We start from the raw sequence: 21,229 nt of genomic DNA on the forward strand, positions 1-21,229 counted from the left end.
TCACGCCGGGGTGGCGTAAGGAGAGTGGTCATGGGCTGGGTCGAGCTGCAGGGCGTGTACGCGGGGTACGGGGGGCCGGACGTCCTCAGGGGCGTCGACGCCCGGATCCCCGAGGGCGCGGTCACCGCGCTGGTCGGGGCCAACGGCTCGGGAAAGTCCACGCTGCTCGGGGTCCTGGCGGGCACCCTCGAACCCCGCGCGGGAACGGTGACCCGCCAGGGCGGGTCCCGGCCCGCCTTCGTGGTGCAGCGCAGCGCCGTCCAGGACGCCCTGCCCCTCACGGTGCGCACGGCGGTCGCGATGGGGCGCTGGGCGCACCGGGGCCTCTGGCGCCCGCTGACCCGGCGCGACAGGGCGGTGGTCCGGGAGTGCCTGGACCGGATGGGAGTCGCCGACCTGGCCGGCCGGCAGCTGGGCGAGCTCTCCGGCGGCCAGCGCCAGCGCGTCCTGGTCGCCCAGGGGCTGGCGCAGGAGGCGGGCCTGCTGCTGCTGGACGAGCCCTCCGCGGGACTGGACCGGCACGCGCTGGAGTACATCCGCGCGACCGTGGACCGGGTCCGCGCCGAGGGGGTGACGGTCGTCCACGCGACCCACGCGCCGGAGGAGGCCCTCGGTGCCGACCACTGCCTCGTCATGGAAGGCGGCGCGGTGGCGGCCTCGGGGCCGCCGGAGGAGGCCGCGCGCGCCTGGGGCGGGGTGCGGCGGTAGGCACCGACCGGTCTCACCGGTCGGTGGCGTGCCGTTCCGGCGCTCACCTTGTAGTATGCAAGTATTGCTATATATTGATTCCACCGGCGGGACCGCGGCGCCCGTGTGCCCTTCGCGGGCGGGCCGTCCTCCGGTGGATCGAGCATTCCGCTATGCCGAGGAGATCGACGATGACCAGCACGGCCGAGCACCGCACGCACAGCGACCACGCGCACGTCCACGGGGAGTCCTGCGGCCACGTGACGTTCCCGCACGGCGACCACGTCGACTTCGTGCACGACGGCCACGTCCACCGCGTGCACGAGGACCACGTCGACGAGTGCGTCCCGAGCGGCCACGTGGTCCACGAGGCGCACGACGGGCACCAGCACGGGCACGGCTGCGGGCACGTCGCCGTCCCGCACGAGGACCACGTCGACTACCTGCACGACGGGCACCGGCACGCGGCCCACGAGGGGCACTGGGACGACCACTGACCGTTCCGCCCGGCGCGTCGTCCAGGACCCGGCGCCGCTCCCGGCGCGGGAAGGGGATCCGTTATCGGTTGCTAATATGCGTATATGACAATGGATCCGTCTCGCGACCCCCTCCGGGAGCTGCGCCCGGCCAGTGAGCTGCTGCGCGCACTGGCCGCACCCATACGCCTGGGGATCGTGCGGGAGCTGGCCGAGGGCGACAAGTACGTGCACGAACTCGTCGGCGCCCTGGAAGCGAGCCAGCCACTGGTCTCCCAGCACCTGCGCGTCCTGCGCGCGTCGCGGATCGTCACCGCCGAACGCAAGGCTCGGGAGATCCAGTACTCCCTCATCGACGAGCACATCGCGCACATCGTTCTCGACGCCATCCGGCACGCCTCGGAGTCCTGAGCGGCGCGGGACGGGCGGGACGCCGTGGTGAGGGCGCGGGAGGGCGGCCCGGCGGGCCGCCCAGCCGATCCGACACCGCCCGGGCGAAGGGTCAGGCCCGGACGGTCTCCCCGGTACCGGTGCGGAAGCTCTCCACGACGCGGGACAGGCTCTTCTCGCCATGGCCGTCCGTGACCTGCTGGTCGAGGCGGGCCAGCAGCGGGGCGAGCAGGTCGTCGGAGACCCCGCGCGCCCGGCCGCTGTCCAGGATCGCGGCCAGCCCGGCCCGGTTGATGTCGAGGTTGGACGTCTCGGTCGCGTACTCCCGCGCGTCCGCCTCCCCGGCGAAGAGCGGCAGGACCGCCGCCGCCCCGGCCAGCCACGGGACGAGCAGCTCGGTGATCTCCGCGCCCGTGATCCCGGAGGCCTCGGCCAGGGCCAGCGACTGGAAGAAGCCCGCGAACATCCCGTACATCCCGGCGAGCACGGCCACGTCGTAGGCCGAGGCCAGCTCGGGCGCCGCGCCGGCGTAGCGGACGGTGCCCAGCCGGTCCAGCGTCGCGCGATACCGCTCGAAGGCGACCGTGTCACCGCTGACCTGGGTGAACGCCTCCGAGGTGCCCAGGGTCTGGGGGACGGCGAGGACCGCTCCCGCCAGGAAGGCGCCGCCCTGGTCGGTGACCCACGCGGCCAGCTCCGCCGCCTGCTCGGGGGTGCCCGAGGACAGGTTCAGCACGGTGCGGCCCGCCAGGCCGGCCGTCGCGCCGCCCAGGACCTCCCGGACCGCCGGGTGGTCGAGCAGGACGGTCACGACGAGCTCGGAGGCGGCCACCGCCGCCGCGGGGTCGGCCGCCACGACCGCGCCGCCGACCCGCAGCCGCTCGGCCCGGTGCGCCGAGCGGTTCCACACGGTGACGCGGTGCCCGGCTTCGAGAAAGCGCTCGGCGACGGTGCGGCCCAGGTTGCCCAGGCCGAGGACGCTGACGGTGGGGAGGGAGTTCATGAGGTGCTCCGATGCGCGGGCGGCCGTCGGTTCGGCCGCGGTGACACTCTGGACTCTGCTCCCCGCTCCTGCGGGAATCCTTCGGATCCGCTCCGGACCGCCTCAAGGCCCCGGGCGAGGGCGATCGGCCAGGCCCCCGGGCCTGACCCCGTGCCGCGTCCGGCGTCCCCGGCCCTTCGACCCTGGCCCTTCGACCGGGGCCCTGGCGGTCAGCGGTCGGCGAGACGGGCGAGCAGGCCCGCCACCAGCGCCACCTGGTGCGGTGTGCGGCCGACGCTCACGTGCTCGTCGCGCGAGTGCGGCCCGGCGCCGGCTGCGCCCAGGCCGTCCAGGACCGGGCGGCCCAGCGCCGCCACCAGGTTGCCGTCGCTCGCTCCGCCCACCGAGATCTGCCCCAGATCCTCACCCAGGCCCCGGGCGACCTCGCGGGCCAGGCCGAACGCGTGGTCGGTGGCCGGGCCCGGGTTCATCGGCATGCGGTTCCACCCGCCGGTCACCTCCACCTTGACCCGCACGTCCGAGGGGGCCAGCGCCGCCAGTCCCGCGTCCACGCGCGCGGTCTCCTCCGGGTCCTGGATCCGCACGTCCACCTGGCAGGCGGCCCGGCCCGCGACCACGTTGCGCGCGGTCCCGCCGTCGAACACGCCCACGTTGACCGTGGTGCCCCGCTCGGGGGCGGCCAGCGCCGCGATCTCCGGCACCAGCTCGGCCAGGGCGTGCACCGCGCTCGCCCCCGCCTCGGGGTCCAGGCCCGCGTGCGACTCGATCCCGGTGGCCGTGACGTCGAAGAGCCCCATCCCCTTGCGGCCGGTCTTCACCAGGCCCGCACGGCTGGGTTCCAGCACGAGCGTGACGTCGGCCCGCAGACCCGCGCGCTCCACGTGCTCGCGCGACGCGGGGCTGCCGATCTCCTCGTCGCCGTTCAGCAGAAAGCGGATCGAGGGCACGCGCGCACCCTGTTCGCGCAGGGCCCGGATCGCCCACACGCCCTGCACGATCCCGGCCTTCATGTCGAAGCACCCGGGGCCGTTGAAGCGGTCGCCGACGATCGAGACCGGCCACTCCCGGATCGTCCCGCGCGGCCACACCGTGTCGTAGTGGCACAGCAGCAGCACCTCTCCGGCGGCCTCGCCCGGGTAGAGCACCTCCAGCACGTCGCCGTCGGCGCCGCCCGCGTGGCGGACGCGTTCGGACGGCGCGCCGAGCCGTTCGCCCAGCCACGCCTCGATGTCGTCCAGACCCGCGTCGAGCAGCTCCTTGTCGTGGCTGGGGGTCTCGCTCTCCACCAGGCGGCGCAGGTCCTCCAGGATGTGGGGCAGGTCGCGTCGGGCCGCCTCGGCCAGGGCGGGCAGGTCCGCGTCGCTCATGTGGTCACCTCTCGGTCTCGGGTCGGTCAGTGCGGGGAAGGGGAGGAGGAACAGGGGGACGAGGGCCGGGGATCAGCGGACCGGCGCCCCGGGACCGAGCGGGATGCCCAGCCCCCACCAGGCCAGCAGGAGGACGGTCCAGCCCACGAGCATGGCCACCGAGATCGGCAGCGTCATCGACAGCAGCGTGCCGATGCCCGCGTCGCGGCGGTAGCGCTGGAGGAAGCCCAGCGCCATCGCGAAGTACGGGCTCATCGGGCTGATGACGTTGGTGGGGGAGTCGGCCACCCGGAACACGGCCTGCGTCGTCTCCGGCGGAATGCTCAACAGCATGAACATCGGTACGAACACCGGCGCCACCAGCGCCCACTGCGCCGATCCGCTGGTGATCACGATGTTCATGAGCGTGCACACGAGCACCATGCCGACCAGCAGCACCGGCGTCGGAACACCGGTGGCGTCCAGCAGCTCCGCGCCGCGTACCGCGATGACCTCGCCCAGGCCGGTCCAGCGGAAGTAGGCCAGGAACTGCGCGGCGGCGAAGAACAGCACCAGCACCGGCGCCAGGTCGCGCACACCCGAGGCCATCGCCTCGGGGATGTCACGGGCCCGGGCCAGGGACCCGGTGGTGCGGCCGAAGACCGCCCCGAGGACCAGGAACAGCAGGCCCATGATGAAGGCGATGCCGGTGACGATCGGCGAGCTGAGCACGCCGCCGTCCTCGCCGCGCATCGGCGACCCGGACGGGATCAGCGCCGCCGCGATCACGACCACCACCACGACCAGCACCAGCAGCGACCGCAGCAGGCCCCGGCGCTCCAGCGGGGTCAGCCGCAGGTCGCCCAGTTCGGCGTCGGCGCCCTCGCCGTCCACCTCCATGCGCGCGGTCGTGCGGGCCAGGACGAACTCGGCGACGGCGGTGATGACCAGCGCGAGGAAGACCGAGCTGACCGCGGTGAAGAAGTAGTTGCCGAGCGGGGTGACCACGTAGGCGGGATCGATGATGTGCGCGGCGCTCGTGGTGAGACCGGCGAACAGCGCGTCCCCCGGGGTCAGGACGAGTGAGGCGTTGTAGCCCGCGGAGATCGAGCCGAACGCGACCACGAGGCCGAGGATCGGGCTGCGGCCGGCCGCCTTGAAGATCATGGCGCCCAGCGGGACCAGCACCACGTAGGCGGCGTCGGAGGCCACGCTCGCGCTCACACCGACCAGTGCGAGGGCGAACGTCAGCAGTTGGGTGGGCACGCGCGTGACGCTGCCGCGCAGCAGGGCGTTGAGCAGGCCCGCGCGCTCGGCGACCGCGACGCCGAGCATCACCACGACGATGAGCGCCATCGGCGGGAACTCGGCGAAGTTGGTGATGGCGTCGCCGATCATCATCCGCGCGCCCTCGGCGGTCAGCAGGCTCTCGACCTGGATGCGCTCGCCGTCGGCGGGGGAGATCGCGTAGGCGCCCATCGCGTTGAGCACGGCGCTGAGCGCCACGACCAGGGCCGCCATGATGATGAACAGCCAGAACGGGTGGGGGAGCTTGTTGCCCACCCGCTCGATGAACTGGAGGAACCGCATGAGCACGGCCATACCGCGGCCGGTGGTGCGGGCGTCGGCAGAGACCACCGTCGACTCCTGGGGGCGAAGGGCTGGGGAGAGCGCGGCATGATGCGCGTCACACCGCGGCGTCAGGCAAGAGTCCATCGTGATGGTGTTTCTTGTCAATATCCATCGTGCAAGTGCTCGATTAAGTCATAAATCAGTGCCCCGATAGCGGCTATGATCTGGATGTGGCAGCACAGGAGATGGACGAACTCGACCTCGACCTGGTCGCGGCCCTGCAGTACGCCCCCCGGGCTCCGAGCAGCGCCCTCGCCGAGGTGCTCGGCAGCTCGCCGAGCACGGCCGGGCGCAGGCTGCAGCGGTTGCAGGCGCAGCGGCTGCTGCGCGTGGTCGGCCAGCTCGACTGGTCGCTCGTCTCCGACGCGCACCCGCGCCACGTGTGGCTGCACGCCGTCCCCGGGCGGTCCGTGGAAGTGGCCCGGCAGCTCGCCCGGCGGCCGGAGATCCAGCTCGTGGCGGTGAGCAGCGGTCGGGCCGACGTCTACTGCGTCGCGCACCCCTCCAGTCGGCGGCAGGCGGTCGAGCTGCTGACCAGTGGGATCCCGTCGGTGGAGGGCGTGCGCTCCACCCAGTCCGACCTGGTGCTGCGGCCGGTCACCCGGGCCGACGCCTGGGCCCTGGACCGGCTGCCGACCGAGCGGCTGGCGGCGCTGCTGCCCTACCGCACGCACGTGCCCGAGGCCGGGGCGGTCGCCTCGGAACCGCTGACCGCCGACGAGAGGGGTGCGGTGCGGCTGCTGCACACCGACGCGCGCATCGGGTCGGCAGACGTGGCGCGTGAGCTGGGCGTGAGCCAGTCCACCGCCTACCGCCTCGTCCAGTCGCTGCTGGAGCGCGGGGTGGTGCGCCCGCGCGTGGAGGTGGAGCCGGAGCGGCTGGGCATGCGCCTGGAGGTGGTCCTGTCACTGACGGTGCATCCGGGGTCCATCGCCCAGGTGGCCGAACGGCTGGCCGCCCATCCTTCGGCGCGCTATGTGTCGGTGGTGGCGGGCGAGGTGTCGGTGATCCACCACGGGGCCTTCCGGGACGAGCACGCGCTGGGCCGCTTCATCACCGAGGACCTCGCGGTCATGCCGGGGGTGACGGACGTGCGGTCGTCCGTGCTGTTGGACGTGCTGCGCCGGTACTGGGTCGACCGGCACGAGGGACTGCTGGGCCAGGCCCGGCTCCCGTTCTCGGTCGACCCGGCCTGAGCGGGCGGGCTTCCTCATTCCGTGATTCCCAGGGCCCCCAGGCGTCCACCTGGTGAGCAAAGCAGACATTTGGCTACAAATCAGCATCAGAGCAGGTGACTTAGGAACCCGTCGGCCGTTCCCCTCGTCGGTTCATGTGGCATATTCCCCACCCTGAGGAGGCCGCGATGCGGCACATCGGTCGTCAACGCGTCACCGCCGGAGCCGTTCTGGGCGCCCTGCCCCTGCTCTTGGCCACGGGCTGCTCCTTCAGCATCGGTGGCCCCGGTGCCGTCGACGCCGAACAGGTCGCCGAGCGCTCCAGCGAGATGCTGGCGGAAGAGGTCGGCCAGACCCCGGACGACTTCACCTGTACGGAGGACCTGCCCGCGGAGGTGGGCGCGGAGATCCGCTGCGAGCTCACCAACGGCGGCGAGAGCCTCGGCGCGACCGTCACCACGACCGCGGTCGACGGCTCCGACGTCGAGTGGGATGTCCAGGTCGATGACGCCCCCGCCGACGACGCCGCGGCCGACGACACGGCCGATGACACCGCGGCCGACGACGCCGGCGACGACGGCACCGGCTCGGCCGCCGGCGACTCCGTCCCGTCCTCGGAGGTGGCCGAGCAGTCCGCCGCGCAGCTGGAGCAGGCGGGCCAGAGCTTCGAGGAGTTCACCTGCGCCCAGGACCTGCCCGCGCGGGTGGGCGCCGAGATCCGCTGCAACCTGGTGAGCGGCGGCATGAACTACGGCGTGACCATCACGGCGACCTCCGTCGAGGGGACCACCGTCCTGTGGGACATCCTGGTCGACGACGCTCCGCTGTAGCGGGGATGCGCCGACCCGCGGTGGGCCGCCGGTCCCGGACCGTGCGGCCCGCCGCCCACCGCCCGCCGAGTGCGTTCCGGGGCCGGTGCGGCGGCGCCCCGCCTGTCCGGATGCGGTCGCGGCCGGGCACGGGATAACGTCGGCCGGGAGCCGACGGGCACGATGGCCGACGGACGACGGCGGACGGGGTATCCGGGTGACGGAGACGACGGTGGCGCAGGTCCTGGCCGAGCTGGCCGAACTCGAGGACCCGAGGATGCGCAGGGTCAACGAGAAGCGCGGCGACGACCACGGGGTGAACCTGACCAGGCTGCGGGCGATCGCCAAGCGGATCAGGACCCAGCAGGAACTCGCGGTCGGGCTCTGGGAGACCGATGACACCGCGGCCAAGCTCCTGGCGCTGCTCATCTGCCGTCCGAAGGCCTTCGGACGCGACGAGCTCGACACCATGGTGCGCCAGGCCCGCGCCCCCAAGGTGCACGACTGGCTCGTCAACTACGTGGTGCGCAAGAACCCGCACGCCGAAGAGCTGCGCCTGGCCTGGACCGCGGACCCCGACCCGGAGGTCGCCGCCGCCGGCTGGGCGCTGACCGCCGACCGGGTGGTGAAGAACCCCGAGGGGCTGGACCTCGACGCGCTGCTCGACGCCATCGAGGCCGACATGAAGGACGCGCCGGACCGGCTCCAGTGGGCGATGAACACCTGCCTCGGCCACATCGGGATCCATCACCCCGAACACCGCGCCCGCGCGATCGGCATCGGCGAGCGCCTGCGGGTGCTCGAGGACTACCCGACCCCGCCGAACTGCACGTCTCCGTTCGCGCCCGTGTGGATCGCGGAGATGGTGCGCCGCCACAACGAGGGCTGAGGGCCGACGAGGGCTGAGGCGCGCGGGCTCAGCCCAGCAGGACGCCCGAGCCCTTGGCGACGAACACACCGCCGAAGACGAACAGCACGACCATGGTGACGGTGTCGTTCTCGGCGACCAGCCAGGCGCGGGCCCGGCGCGGGGCGGCCGCTCCCCCTCTCGGGCGAACCGGGGCGAAGGGGGCGCCGGGAGGTACCGATCGGAGCTCGGACCTGCACAACTCCTCCTGCGCGGCACGTACGGGCGCTACTCTGGCCCAGGTGTCGGTGACCGCCCGGGCCGGTGGCGATGCGCAAGCGCCACGTCGGGTGCCGTGCCAGAACGATGATCCGGGCGACCGCGAAAGGGCCCCATGGAGCTCATCCTCCCCGGCGGAGACAGCGTGCGGATCTCACCGGCGATGGCGCGGGCCCTCCGCGAGGCCGAATCCGATCCCGTGAACCCCCGGACGTTGCGCGTGCGCTTCCGCGTGGGCGTTCCGACACTGGACGAACTCCGGCGCCGCGGACTGGTGGCCGCCGGGGACGGGGCGGACGACTGGCGGCTGACCGAACGCGGCAGGCAGGCCCGCGCCCGGCTGCCGGCCGGTCCGGACGCGCCGTGCGGGGACGCAGAGACCTTGACCTTGGGGGTCTTCGGCGGTCGGCCGCTGCGCGCGACCCTGCACCCCGCCATCGGCCGTGAGGACGCGGACCGCCTGCGCGCGGCGCTGGGCGGGCGGCGTCACGGCGGCGCGCACGCCCAGGCCCGGACCGCGCCCGCGGACGCGCCCGTCGGCAAGCGCACGCGCCTGGCCTACCTGTCGCTGGCGGCGTTCGCGTACGCGACGATGCTGGTCGCGGGCCCGGTGTCCGCGCTCATCGTCCTGTTCGCCGGGGCCGTCGTCGTGCTGGTCGTGAGGGGCATCGCCGGTGCGCCGAGCGCGGACACCGGACGGTCGTCCGCCCCTGAGGACGTCACCGCCGCGTTCGCCGGCCGGTTCGTCGAGCCACGGTCCCTCGACGACCAGGCACGCGACCTGCTCGGCAGGGCGCAGCGCGCCGTGGACACCGTGCTCGAGTCACCGCTGCACGACCGGGGCCTGCTGCTCGACGCGGTGCGCAACCGCGTGGTGCTCGGCGACATCGAGTGGTCCGTCGCGCGGAGCCTGGAACGGCACACGAGCTCCCGGCGGCTGATCGCGGCCGTGCCCACGCCGGGAGAGCGTAGCCGCAGGGCGGCCGAGCGCGCTCGCGCCGCGCTCGAGGAGGACGTCCGCGCGGTGGAGTGGCGGATCGGGCGGCTGGAGGACTACGCGGAGAAGGTGGCCGCGGCGGAGCTGGAGATCGAGGACCGCCGGTCGGCCGCCCGGCTGGACGAGATCACCGAGTCGACCCTGCGGGCGGGAGCGGCCGCACCGCATGAGGACGTGACCCTGACGTCATTGGTGGAGGCCCAGGAGATGGCATTGGAACTGGCCTCCCTGATCGGCCCCTAGGCCGTCTTCGCCCTCGCGGCCCCACCTGAGCACCGAGCACGCGGCGACTCCGCGAGTTCGAGCGTTCCGTGTCGGGTCAGTGCAGAAGTGGGATGAGGTAGATGACCTCCCAAGCCTCGAAGACGGCGATGACGGCGATGATGAAGAGCACCAGGACGATGACGGGATAGAGGCGCAGGTTGACGATGAGGCCCGCCCGGTACCCCGCCCGTTTGGACGGCAGTTCGAGTCGCCGGTACCCGAAGGTCGACCGCCAGAGAATGACCGTGCCAGCGCCGCCAGGACGTAGGCCTGGAATTCGATGATCACGACGGGGGCGCGGGGGATGAGGGCGATGGCGGCGTCCGAGGATGCGTCCTTGGTGACGAAGCGGCGCAGGACCCCGGCCTTGGAGTATCCGGTCGCGTCAGCGATCTGTTGGACTGATGTGTTCTCGAAGCCGTGGCGGGCGAACAGGCCCGCCGCCCGGTCCACGATCTGAGCGTCGATCTGCTCACTGGTCGGTTCCACCATGGGGAGGCTCTAGCGCATGGGTGACCACATCGGTCACGAAGTAACCGATGTGGTCACATGGCTCATGCGGGAGCGTTGCGGTCGGCGGCGGAGTCCCTTGGCCTGATGCTCTGTCGGCCGGGCGCACTCATGTGGTGGCTCCGGCCTGGGGTGTCGACCTCGATGAGGGCGGCGCCGTCCATGCGGAGGCAGTGCTCAGCCGTCGGTCCGGACGGGTCGGCTTCCCCTGAGGGGCGCGGATCATGCCTTCCCGCCGTGTCCTGAACCGGACACGGAGCCTGGAGTGATCACATCACGACCACACGTGATGGTTGCCAGGGTGGAGGCATGCCGGACCGACTCCCGACGTTCGCCGTCCACTGCGCCCTGGTGCTCGCGGTCGCCCTCACTCTGGTGGCGGGCGACCCGCACACCCCTTCCATCGTCGTTCCGCCGGCGAGAAACGCGTGCGCCGAGGCACTCGACGCCCTTCCCGACCCGGGGCGGTGCGGGGGCGTGAGGGGGAGCAGGCGGGCGCGGTCCCGGGCCCGGTGCGCCGGCGTGCGCACCCCGGGCGAGGGGCGTGGAGCCCGTAGCGGTGCGCGCGGCCGGAGGTGGGGACCACCGCCCCGCTGCCGGCACCGCGGGGTCAGCTGGTGACGCGGTTCCGGGTGGCCAGGGTCGCCGCGTCCGCGGCGGCCCACCCGGCCTCCCAGCCCTGGGCGTTGGTGGGGACGCTCAGCTCGGTCTGCTCCACCTCGGGGAAGGTGGAGTGGAAGGCCTCCTCCACGCGTTCGGAGCGGCGTGCCAGCACCGGTACGAGGTCGGTTCCGGCCTGGGCGTGCTCGTGCACCGCCTCCCGCTCCCCGGTGTGCGAGGCCACCATGAGGCGTTCGCCGATCCGGTCGGCGAAGGCGGACAGGAACGACGCGCGAAAGGAGCGCGTGGTGGAGCGCCCGTGGCGGTCGCGGGTGGACCCCGCCAGGCGCATCGCGGTGGTGGCCTGCACGAGCAGTGAGGTGAACAGCAGCTCCACGGCGTCGACGTCGCCGGGGTAGCCCAGCACAGTGCACAGGGCGAGCTGTCGGTGCCACACCGCCCGGCAGCGGTTGGCCTGGGCGATGACGTTGAGCAGGGCCGCCTTGTACGACTCGTAGGGCGCGTCCACGGGGAGCCGGCGCCCGTGGACGTCGCCGGTGTCCCCGGACTCGGCGACCACGGCCGCGTGGTCGATGCTGTGCCGCGCCATCAGCTCCTGGGCCCGGCCGGTGAGCGCCTCGGCCTCCTCGGGGAACTCGGTGGCCTCGGCCTTGGCCAGCAGATGGCGGATCCGGGCGAGCTTGGCGGGGTCGATCCCGTCCTCGGACGTCTTCGAGCTGGCCTGCCCGGGCAGCGGGCACAGCACCTGGAGCCGGGGCAGGGACCCCAGTACGGCGGTCGTCCGCACGGCCAGGCGGACGGCCTGGAGCCGGTCCAGGCCGTGGCGCTCGGCGAAGAGGCGCGCGTGGTCGGTGTCGGCGCCCCACCACGGCTCCGCGCCCAGGTCGCGTAGTTGGCGCGACCACTCGGGCGCGATCCGGGCGGCGGCGTAACGGCGGTTCTCGGCGGCGACCATGTCGGTGACCAGGGCCCCGCCGGCGCGGTCGAGCTCGCGGGTGAGCACGCGCACCAGTTCGGCGGGCTGCCACCCGTACTGCCAGGAGCGCGTGATCTGGCGTTCCAGGCCGGAGAACAGGGCGCGGTCGACCGCGCGTCCCCAGCCCGGCACACCGGGTTCGGCGAGCTCGGCCAGGGTCGCGTCCAGCTGCGACTCACCGCCCCGGCGCAGCGCGTCCACGGCGAGGGCCACCAGCTGGCGCGCGTGGTCCTCGGGCAGGGGCGGAGGCGCGGCGCCGCGGGAGGTGGGCGTGGTGGGTCCACGCTGTGTGTCCCGGCGGTGCTGCCGGTCGCCTGTCATCCTCAGCCTGGCGAGCCGCCGTTCACGGTTGCCCCTGCCCATGCGCATCCGGTTCCCATCGAGACGCTCGGTTCTCCTGAGGACTAAGGATGGCAGGAATTCGCGGTGCCGTGGCCGCCCTGTGGACAACGCCGACCGTGTGTCCGCCCGTGGGCCAGGGCAGCGGGTCCGCGGGGGAGGGGCCGCGTTGGGGCGGGGCCCGCCCGGTCACGCCCGTGCGGGGAGAGGTCTCGGGGGATGTGCCTGGTCGGAGCCCACGTGCACGGCCTGGCGTCCGCGGTCGACGGGCCCTGAGGGGCCCGGACCCCCATCGCTCCTCGACGACGGGCGCGCGTGGTGAATGCGGGGATATTTCTTTTTGGTCTGGTTTGTGGCGTGTGGTGCTTTTAGGGGGCGAAGAACACTTCTCTGGAGAACTACGGACTCCGTTGGTACTATTTTCCGCTGAAAGACCCTTCGTTCGAGAATGTCGTCCCCGGGTCCGGCGCCGAACCCAGGAAAGTCCGGTTCTTCCTGCTGAACCGGAATCACAGGAGTTCCCGAGTCCCGGGCGTGCTCCCGTCCACCCTCCTTTTCCTCCGTCACAGGAGAAACGTCCACCATCGAATCCAGGGCGCTTCGCCCCGCCATGGAACGCCCGCTCGCCCCCTTTTTTTGTCGACCGCACGAGTTCCCCCGAAGGACGGCCGATGAGCACAGCGGAAGCGCACTACACCTCGTCCGGGCCGACCGGCGCCCCCGGATTCCAGATCGCCGGAGCCTCCCCTGGGCTGCGGCCCGCACTCCTGCGCCGGATCGAACGCCTCCTGTCCCACGCACCGCCGCCCGCACCCCCGCCCCGGCCCGACGACCCGGACCCGCGCGCCGATGTCCCGGCCGCTCTCAGCCACACCCGGCTCGACAGCGACACCACTGTCCTCACCCACACGGTCCACGTGGGCCGTGATCACGCCGATGTGTACGGCGCCTATCACGCGCACGCCGTGGTGCTGTGGGGGGAGAGCACGTCGCCGACCCTGCCCATCGACACCTGGGGTTCCTCCGCCTGGCGGACGGGGGCGCGCGGCACCGGGCCGGTTCGCGGGCACGGGACACCCGGCCGCCCCGCCGCCGAGACCGGGGGACTGCCGTGCGCGGACGGCGCCCCGTCGCCGGAGCGCCTCACGGCCTTCACCCGCCGCCACCGGGGCCGGGTCGCGGCCGTGCTCACCGACGTCCTGCACGCGCTGGGCGAGGACGGCGAGACGGCCCGCCAGGTCGTCCTGGTCGGTTCCGGCACCGAGGTCGCCCACTGGATCGCCCTGGCCTGCCACAGCCTGCCCTTCGACCTGGCCGCACTCCTCACCTTCACCACCGGCACCCGGCGGCCCGACCTGGCCCCGCACCACGTCATCGGTGTCACCTGCGGCTCGGCCTTCGTCGACGCCGCGACCGGTGACCGGTATCGGGTGCACCACCCCCGGACGGGCGCGGAACCCGCCACGGAGCCTGGCGCGGAACCCGCCACGGAACTTCTCACCTGGGCCGTCGCGGCGGCGGCGCTGTGGGAGGCCGGACGCGGCGACCTGCTGCACGCGACCCTGGCGGCCGCTCCGCGGGATCCCGGCGTGTCCTTGTCCCGACGGGCACGGGACCTGGGCGGCGCCCTCGCCTGCGCCGCTCTGGCCGAGGGCGTCGAACTCCCGGCCTCGACGGCCCCCGACGCCGTGTCCTGGTGCCGCGCCCGGGTCGGCGAGCACCCCCGTGCGTGGTGGGCCGCGCTGCTCACCGCCCTCACCGCCGGCGGCCCGCCGCGCCCGGAGGCCGCCCACGACCTCGCCACCGCCCTGGAACGGCGGTTCGACTCCGCGCTCACGACGCCACTGGTCACCGCGGCCCTCGAAGGCCTGCCCGAACTGCTCGTCGAGGAGCCGGACAACGCGGATCTGCGCGAAGCGCTGCGCTGGTCCCGTGACCGGCTCGGATCGGTGCGCGAGGACCGTCCGCTGCGTTGCGCGCGAGAGGCGCTCCAGCGGGCGCTCACGCGCGACGGAACGCCGGTCCACGTCCTGCTCGAGCTGTTCCGGCTGAGCGACCTGCTGCTCCAGCCCCACCTCCAGGAAGAGCACGCGGCCCGGCTCCTCGTGCCCTGGCTGCTGGAGGACGGGGCCGGCCGCGCGGCCGTGGCCCGGCTTCTCGGCGAACCCGGGCAGGCACGGTCGCGCTCCGCCGTCCTGCGAGCCCTGGACACCCGTGCCCGCGAGGAGCCAGGACCCGTCCTGGACCTGGTCGCCCGGGACGCTCCGGCCTGGCTGCTCGACCCGCCGCCACCGCCGCTGCGCGCGCTGCGGGCCGTTCAGCGCCTCGCCGCCGCCCGCCGCGGCGCCGGTCCCGCCCGCGGCGCCGGTGCCGCGGACACCGACCTCGCCGAGCTCGCCCTGGTCACCGACACGCTCGACCCCGGAGGTGAACCGGACGGCGCCTCACTGCGGCTGGCCCTGCGCATCGCCTGGGCCGGACGCGCACCCGACACCGGCCGGGCGGCGCGCACGCTGCGGGCGCACCCGCGCCCGGAGGTGGCCGAGGCCGCCTCGTCCCTCGTGGTCGAAGCGGTGCGGCCGCACCGCCGGATCACGGCCCTGGCCGACCTTTTGATGGACCACTACCTGGACCTCTTCCCGCCCCGGCACCGGCCGGTCGTGGAACTCGTGGCGCTCACCGGCCGGCTGCGCGACGTGGGCAGGGGCGCGGGCACCGACCGGGTGGTGCGCCGCCACCTGGACCTGCTCCTGAGCCGGGCCGGCCGTGGGCCGCTGGGCGAGGACGCCGCCCGCGCGGTGGTCGAACGGGTCCTGGACCCCGACGGCTTCGCCGCCGACGACCGGGTCTTCGCCCTGGAGTTCGCGGAGTTCGCGGCCCTGGCCACACCGGAGCTGGCCGCGGCCTACACCCGGCGGGCGCGCGCCGAACTCCCGCCCGTCCTGCGCGGGGACCACCGCATGTGCGCGGCGCACGCGTGGCTGTGGTGGGCCCGCTCGGGGAGCCCCGCGTGGGAGGCGGTACGGGGACCCCTGCTGGACCAGGTCCTGGCCCCGTCCCTGCGCGCGCTGCGCCCGGCCCGGCGGCGGGACGCCTACGCGCTGATCGGCGCGGTGGCCCCGGACACCGCCGAACAGGTGCGGTCCTGGATGGAGGACGGCACGCCCGGCCGGGGCCGCCCGCGCGGGTTCGGAACGGTCCTGCGCCGCGTCAGTCCCGGGCCGGTACGGGCCCGGCGGGATCGCTCCGCTCCTGCGCCCGGGTCGAGGACCCGTCCCCGGAGCGGCCCAGGACGTTGAAGAACACGTTGAGCAGGACCGCGGCGGCGGTGCCGGTCACGATCCCCGACCCCAGCAGCGTCGACGCCCAGTCCGGGAAGACCGCGAAGAAGCCCGGAGCGGTGATCGACACGACCCCCAGCGACAGCGCGACCGCCACGATCACGAGGTTGTGGTTGCCCTCGTAGTCCACCCGGCCGAGGGTCTGGATGCCCGCGGCGGCCACGGAGCCGAACAGCACCAGCCCGGCGCCGCCCAGCACCGGCGCGGGGATCATCGCCGCGACCCGTCCCAGCACCGGGAACAGTCCCATGGCGACCAGGATCAGCGCGCCGACCGCCACGACGTAGCGGCTCTTGACCTTGTTCAGGGCGATCAGGCCGATGTTCTGGCTGAAGGTGCTCCCGGGGAAGGAGTTGAACAGCGGGCCGATCACGGCGGTGGCGGCGTCGGCGCGCAGCCCGGCGGCCAGGCGCCGCCCGTCCATCTTCGTGCCCACGACCTGGCTGGTCGCGAGGATGTCGGCCACGCCCTCGACCAGGATGACGAGCATGACGACGCACATGGTCACGATCGCGGTGACCTGGAACTCCGGGGCACCGAAGTGGAAGGGGCGGGCGATCGAGAGCATCGGGCCCTCGGCCACGGCGGAGAAGTCCACCCGGCCGAACGCGGCGGCGATCAGGGTGCCCAGCACCATGCCGAGGAGGATCGACGCGCGGTTCCACACTCCCGGCAGCAGCCTGGACAGCAGCAGGGTGATCGCCAGGGTCGCGCCGGCCAGCGCCAGCGCGGTACCCGTCGGGGCGCCGTCGTTGCCGTCCTCGGCGATCCAGCCGACCGCCACCGGCATCAGGGTCACCCCGATGACGGTGATGACGCTGCCGGTCACCACGGGCGGGAAGAACCGGATCAGGCTCGCCACGAACGGCGCGACGAGGATGCCGAACAGCCCTGCCACCACCGAGGCGCCGAACACGGCGGGCAGCCCGGCGTCGTCGGCGATCGCGGTCATCGCGGTGACGGGCACGAAGGAGGCGCCGATCACGAGGGGGACCTTCGCGCCGAACTTCCACACGCCCAGGGTCTGCAACAGGGTGGCCAGGCCGCTGACCAACAGCGCGCCGCTGACGATCAGCCCGGTCTCCACGGTGTCGAGTCCCACGGCCGTGGCCACGACCAGCGGTGGGGCGATGACCCCGGCGTAGAGCGCGAGGATGTGCTGGAGGCCGTACAGGCCCATGAGCCGGCCGGGCGGCTTCTCGTCCTCGGGGCGTTCGGCGGTGGGGGTGTCCTGGGTCCGCGGCGCGGGGTGCGCGTCGCGGCCGCCCCTGAGGAACGTCATGTGAGCCTTCCGGGTGGATCGATTCGAGCGGGTGCCGGCCCCGAGCACGGCGCCGTGCGGCGTCCGTCCGACGGCGGGCACGACGAGGCACGGGCGGATCGCCGGGTGCCACGGGGAGGTGGAGGACACGACGATCGGTCCGGTGATCAAATCATCGGATGCTCCAATCTGAAGTGCAAACGAAGCCCTTTCGTTTGGTCGAACACACCAATACGCTCGGAGCATGAATGATCGCTCTGAGTGGTCTTCGGTGGTCCGCGTGTCCGCGGTTCCGTCTCCCGAACGAGACAGCGGCGAACACGCCACACCCTGCGGCTGCCCTTTTCTCGACCCTCGGCCCACCGTCGGCGACGCTCGTACGCCACGTGCCCCACCGGCACGGGCCCGCACCACAGCGTGCCGAGAACGTGACGAAGACCGCTCCGGCCCGCGCCGCCGCGCGCCCGCGGTCCCGGCCGCGCACGCCAAGGCGCCCCGGACGGATGCGTCCGGGGCGCCTTGGCCGGCTCCGGCCCGGCCGGGGCGGGTTCACCACCGGCCGGGAGTGCCGGTCAGGACAGGCTCAGCAGCAGGTCCCCGCCCTCCACACGCTGGACGTCCTCGACCGCGATCCGCTTGACCGTCCCCGCCTTCGGAGCGGTGATCGACGCCTCCATCTTCATCGCCTCGATCGTGGCCACCGTGTCGCCGGCCTCGACCTCGTCGCCCTCGGCCACCGTCAGCGTGACCACCCCGGCGAAGGGCACCGCCACGTGCCCCGGGTTGGCGCGGTCGGCCTTCTCGGCCTCGCGCACGGCCGAGGACAGCGCGCGGTCCCGGATCTGCAGCGGACGGAGCTGGTCGTTGAGCGTGGTCATCACCGTGCGCACACCGCGCTCGTCGGCCTCACTGACCGCCTCCAGCCCGATCAGCAGCCGCACACCCGGCTCCAGGTCCACCACGTGCTCCTCGCCCTCGCGCAGCCCGTAGAAGAAGTCCGGGCTGGCGAGCACACTGGTGTCGCTGTAGGACGCGCGGTGCGCCTGGAACTCCCGGGTCGGGCCGGGGAAGAGCAGGCGGTTGAGCGTCGTGCGCCGGTCCTTGGCCAGACCGGCACGGTCCTCCTGCGTCAGCTCCTCGGTCGGACGGGCCTGAGCGCGCCCCTGCAGGGCCTTGGTGCGGAACGGCTCGGGCCAGGCGCCGGGCGGCACGCCCAGCTCGCCCCGCAGGAAGCCGATCACCGAGTCGGGGATGTCGAACCGGGCCGGGTCCGCCTCGAAGTCCTCGGGCGAGACCCCGGCGCCGACCAGGTGCAGGGCCAGGTCGCCCACCACCTTCGACGACGGCGTGACCTTGACCAGTCGGCCCAGCATCCGGTCGGCGGCGGCGTACATCGCCTCGATGTCCTCGAACCGGTCGCCCAGCCCCAGCGCGATCGCCTGGGTGCGCAGGTTGGACAGCTGGCCGCCGGGGATCTCGTGCGTGTACACGCGCCCGGTGGGCGAGGCCAGACCGGCCTCGAAGGGCGCGTACACCCGGCGCACGGCCTCCCAGTACGGCTCCAGGGCGTTCACCGCGCCCAGGTCCAGCCCCGTGGAGCGCTCGGAGTGGTCGAAGGCCGCCACGATCGCCGACAGCGACGGCTGCGAGGTCGTGCCCGCCATGGAGGCCACGGCCCCGTCGACGGCGTCGGCGCCCGCGTTCACCGCCGCCAGGTAGGTGGCCAGCTGCCCGCCCGGGGTGTCGTGCGTGTGGATGTGCACCGGCAGGTCGAACTCCCGGCGCAGCGCCGTGACCAGCCGTGCGGCCGCCGGCGCGCGCAGCAGCCCCGCCATGTCCTTGACCGCCAGCACGTGCGCGCCCGCCTCGACGATGCGCTCGGCCAGGCCCAGGTAGTAGTCCAGCGTGTAGAGCTTCTCGGCCGGGTCGGACAGGTCCGAGGTGTAGCACAGCGCGACCTCGGCCACCCCGGTGCCGGTCTCCCGGACGGCCTCGATCGCCGGCCGCATCTGCTCCACGTCGTTGAGCGCGTCGAAGATCCGGAACACGTCCACACCCGTGGCGGCCGCCTCCTGCACGAACGCCGAGGTCACCTCCGCGGGGTAGGGGGTGTAGCCCACCGTGTTGCGGCCGCGCAGCAGCATCTGCAGGCAGATGTTGGGCACCGCCTCGCGCAGCGCCGCCAGCCGCTCCCAGGGATCCTCGGCCAGGAACCGCAGCGCGACGTCGTAGGTCGCCCCGCCCCAGCACTCCAGCGACAAAAGGTCGGGCAGGGTGCGCGCCACCGTGGGCGCCACCGCGAGCAGGTCCTTGGTCCGCACCCGCGTGGCCAGCAGCGACTGGTGCGCGTCACGGAACGTGGTGTCGGTCACCCCCACCTTGTCGGAGGAGCGCAGCCACTGTGCGAACCCCTCCGGCCCCAGCTCGTCCAAGCGCTGCTTGGACCCGGCCCGCGGCGCGTCCTCGTCGGTCACCGGCAGCTTGGCGACCGGATCGATCAGGTGCGGGCGCTCCCCGTGCGGCTTGTTCACCGTCACGTCGGCCAGGTAGGTCAGCAGGCGCGTACCGCGGTCCGCCGAGGGGCGGGCGGTCAGCAGCTGCGGGCGCTCCTCGATGAAGGAGGTGGTCACCCGCCCCTGCTGGAAGTCCGGGTCGTCCAGCACGGCCTGGAGGAAGGGGATGTTCGTCGCGATACCGCGGATGCGGAACTCGGCCACGGCGCGCCGCGCGCGGCTGACCGCCGTCTCGAAGTCCCGGCCCCGGCAGCTGAGCTTGACCAGCAGCGAGTCGAAGTAGGCACTGACCTCGGTTCCCGCCGAGGCGGTACCGCCGTCCAGGCGGATGCCCGAGCCGCCGGGGGAGCGGTAGGCGCTGATCGTGCCGGTGTCGGGCCGGAAGCCGTTGGCCGGGTCCTCGGTGGTGATCCGGCACTGCAGCGCGGCGCCGCGCAGGGTGATGGAGTCCTGGCTCAGCCCGAGGTCCTCCAGGGTCTCCCCGGAGGCGATGCGCAGCTGCGACTGGACGAGGTCGACGTCGGTGACCTCCTCGGTCACCGTGTGCTCGACCTGGATGCGCGGGTTCATCTCGATGAAGACGTGGTTGCCGTCCCGGTCCACCAGGAACTCCACCGTGCCGGCGTTGCGGTAGCCGATCCGGCGCGCGAAGCGCACCGCGTCGGCGCACATGCGCTCGCGCAGTTCCGGGTCCAGGTTGGGCGCGGGCGCCAGCTCGATCACCTTCTGGTGGCGCCGCTGCACCGAGCAGTCGCGCTCGAAGAGGTGGATCACGTTGCCCTCGCCGTCGGCGAGGATCTGGACCTCGATGTGGCGGGGCTCGACGACGGCCTTCTCCAAGAAGACCGTGGAGTCGTCGAAGGCCGCGCCGGCCTCGCGCATGGCGGCCTCGATCGACTCGCGCAGGGACCCGGGGGTGTCGACCCGGCGCATGCCCCGGCCGCCGCCGCCGGCGACGGCTTTGACGAACAGCGGGAAGCCGATCTCCTCCGAGGCGGCCACCAGGGCGTCGACGTCCGTGGTCGGCTCGGAGGAGCCCAGCACCGGCACGCCCGCCTCGCGGGCCGCGGCCACCGCGGTGGCCTTGTTCCCGGTCAGCTCGAGTACCTCGGCGGGCGGGCCCACGAACGTGATCCCGGCCTCGCGGCACGCCCGCGCCAGCTCCGGGTTCTCCGACAGGAAGCCGTAACCGGGGTAGACCGCGTCCGCTCCCGCCTCCAGCGCGGTGCGCACGATCTCGTCCACGGACAGGTAGGCGCGCACGGGGTGGCCCTGCTCGCCGATCTGGTAGGCCTCGTCGGCCTTGAGCCGGTGGAGGGAGTTGCGGTCCTCGTGCGGGAAGACCGCGACGGTCCTCGCCCGCAACTCGTTGCCCGCGCGCAACGCGCGGATGGCGATCTCACCGCGGTTGGCCACGAGTATCTTCTGGAACATGCTGGCTGCCTCCTGAGTCTGCTCCCCTGCTGGGGTAGGACCCCGCGGCGCCGTTGCCGGTGTCCGATGCCCCGCGCACAAGGTCAGGGGGCACCATAACCATCCGGCCCCGCCCGAGTACGCACCGGGTCCGCCCACCGCACCCGCGCAGTGGAGTATGCCCCCTGGACACGATGACCACCCCGCCGCCCCGGTGCGGGGCGGGGTGCTCTTCGGGCGAGTGCGGCAAGGCCTCTCGTGGCGGTGGTCTCCTCTCTCGCGCGTACGAGGGGGAGCAAGAAGGAGGGCGCGCCGCGCGGACGTGCTCGTCGTCGACGAGTTCGTGCCCG

The 21,229-nt window shown here is 73.3% G+C and carries 16 protein-coding genes; 8 read left to right on the forward strand and 8 right to left on the reverse strand.

The genetic code is table 11. The features are described 5' to 3' along the window. The first annotated feature begins 30 nt into the window (after positions 1-30). The 3 genes from aztA to DFP74_RS18645 all read left to right on the forward strand — a co-directional run bounded on the left by aztA (position 31) and on the right by DFP74_RS18645 (position 1,574). The gene (aztA, locus tag DFP74_RS18635) at positions 31-708 is read left to right on the forward strand and encodes a zinc ABC transporter ATP-binding protein AztA (RefSeq protein ID WP_121183222.1); all 678 of its coding nucleotides are present in this window, start codon (positions 31-33) and stop codon (positions 706-708) included. Between the two features lie 170 nt (positions 709-878). Continuing rightward, positions 879-1,184 (forward strand): hypothetical protein, encoded by a 306-nt coding sequence (locus DFP74_RS18640; RefSeq protein ID WP_121183224.1) that lies wholly within the window; start codon positions 879-881, stop codon positions 1,182-1,184. 84 nt (positions 1,185-1,268) lie between these two features. Further along, a complete protein-coding gene (locus tag DFP74_RS18645; protein WP_121183226.1) occupies positions 1,269-1,574 on the forward strand; it encodes a metalloregulator ArsR/SmtB family transcription factor in 306 nt (101 codons plus the stop codon). Positions 1,575-1,665: 91 nt separating this feature from the next. On the opposite strand, the gene DFP74_RS18650 is transcribed toward DFP74_RS18645, so the two are convergent. The 3 genes from DFP74_RS18650 to DFP74_RS18660 all read right to left on the reverse strand — a co-directional run bounded on the left by DFP74_RS18650 (position 1,666) and on the right by DFP74_RS18660 (position 5,540). After that, entirely contained in the window at positions 1,666-2,556 is an 891-nt protein-coding gene (locus DFP74_RS18650; protein ID WP_121183228.1) for an NAD(P)-dependent oxidoreductase, read from the reverse strand. A 209-nt stretch (positions 2,557-2,765) separates the two neighbouring features. After that, positions 2,766-3,923: a M20 family metallopeptidase gene (locus tag DFP74_RS18655; RefSeq protein WP_121183230.1), complete on the reverse strand. Its 1,158-nt coding sequence runs from the start codon at positions 3,921-3,923 to the stop codon at positions 2,766-2,768. A 72-nt stretch (positions 3,924-3,995) separates the two neighbouring features. Beyond that, on the reverse strand, positions 3,996-5,540 hold the full coding sequence (locus tag DFP74_RS18660) for an AbgT family transporter (protein ID WP_121183232.1): 1,545 nt from the start codon (positions 5,538-5,540) through the stop codon (positions 3,996-3,998). 179 nt (positions 5,541-5,719) lie between these two features. Between DFP74_RS18660 and DFP74_RS18665 the strand changes: the two genes are divergently transcribed. From DFP74_RS18665 to DFP74_RS18675, 3 genes are all read left to right on the forward strand, one after another. Beyond that, entirely contained in the window at positions 5,720-6,730 is a 1,011-nt protein-coding gene (locus tag DFP74_RS18665) for an Lrp/AsnC family transcriptional regulator (protein WP_121183234.1), read from the forward strand. A 167-nt stretch (positions 6,731-6,897) separates the two neighbouring features. Continuing rightward, positions 6,898-7,539 (forward strand): DUF4333 domain-containing protein, encoded by a 642-nt coding sequence (locus tag DFP74_RS18670; RefSeq protein WP_121183236.1) that lies wholly within the window; start codon positions 6,898-6,900, stop codon positions 7,537-7,539. 196 nt (positions 7,540-7,735) lie between these two features. Next, entirely contained in the window at positions 7,736-8,407 is a 672-nt protein-coding gene (locus DFP74_RS18675) for a DNA alkylation repair protein (protein ID WP_121183238.1), read from the forward strand. Positions 8,408-8,435: 28 nt separating this feature from the next. Here DFP74_RS18675 and DFP74_RS18680 read toward each other — a convergent pair whose 3' ends face one another. Then, positions 8,436-8,627, reverse strand: a complete 192-nt coding sequence (locus tag DFP74_RS18680) for a hypothetical protein (RefSeq protein ID WP_121183240.1) — start codon at positions 8,625-8,627, stop codon at positions 8,436-8,438. A 132-nt stretch (positions 8,628-8,759) separates the two neighbouring features. Between DFP74_RS18680 and DFP74_RS18685 the strand changes: the two genes are divergently transcribed. Then, complete coding sequence (locus tag DFP74_RS18685; RefSeq protein ID WP_121183242.1) at positions 8,760-9,884, forward strand: hypothetical protein; 1,125 nt, start codon at positions 8,760-8,762, stop codon at positions 9,882-9,884. Here DFP74_RS18685 and DFP74_RS35175 read toward each other — a convergent pair. Together DFP74_RS35175 and DFP74_RS18695 are read right to left on the reverse strand one after the other, a co-directional pair. Further along, a complete protein-coding gene (locus tag DFP74_RS35175) occupies positions 9,828-10,397 on the reverse strand; it encodes a helix-turn-helix domain-containing protein (RefSeq protein WP_199725699.1) in 570 nt (189 codons plus the stop codon). The two genes, DFP74_RS18685 and DFP74_RS35175, sit on opposite strands and share 57 nt — an antisense overlap. A 628-nt stretch (positions 10,398-11,025) precedes the next feature. Further along, a complete protein-coding gene (locus DFP74_RS18695) occupies positions 11,026-12,333 on the reverse strand; it encodes a DUF2786 domain-containing protein (protein WP_233571026.1) in 1,308 nt (435 codons plus the stop codon). Positions 12,334-13,022: 689 nt separating this feature from the next. On the opposite strand from DFP74_RS18695, the gene DFP74_RS18700 reads away from it, so the two are divergent. Beyond that, on the forward strand, positions 13,023-15,650 hold the full coding sequence (locus DFP74_RS18700; protein WP_121183244.1) for a GTPase-associated protein 1-related protein: 2,628 nt from the start codon (positions 13,023-13,025) through the stop codon (positions 15,648-15,650). On the opposite strand, the gene DFP74_RS18705 is transcribed toward DFP74_RS18700, so the two are convergent. Further along, a complete protein-coding gene (locus DFP74_RS18705) occupies positions 15,562-16,974 on the reverse strand; it encodes a nucleobase:cation symporter-2 family protein (RefSeq protein WP_121188352.1) in 1,413 nt (470 codons plus the stop codon). The genes DFP74_RS18700 and DFP74_RS18705 overlap by 89 nt on opposite strands. A 551-nt stretch (positions 16,975-17,525) precedes the next feature. Continuing rightward, positions 17,526-20,900: a pyruvate carboxylase gene (locus DFP74_RS18710; protein ID WP_121183246.1), complete on the reverse strand. Its 3,375-nt coding sequence runs from the start codon at positions 20,898-20,900 to the stop codon at positions 17,526-17,528. Between the last annotated feature and the right edge of the window lie 329 nt (positions 20,901-21,229).

The organism is Nocardiopsis sp. Huas11, assembly GCF_003634495.1.
Classification (GTDB): Bacteria; Actinomycetota; Actinomycetes; order Streptosporangiales; family Streptosporangiaceae; genus Nocardiopsis.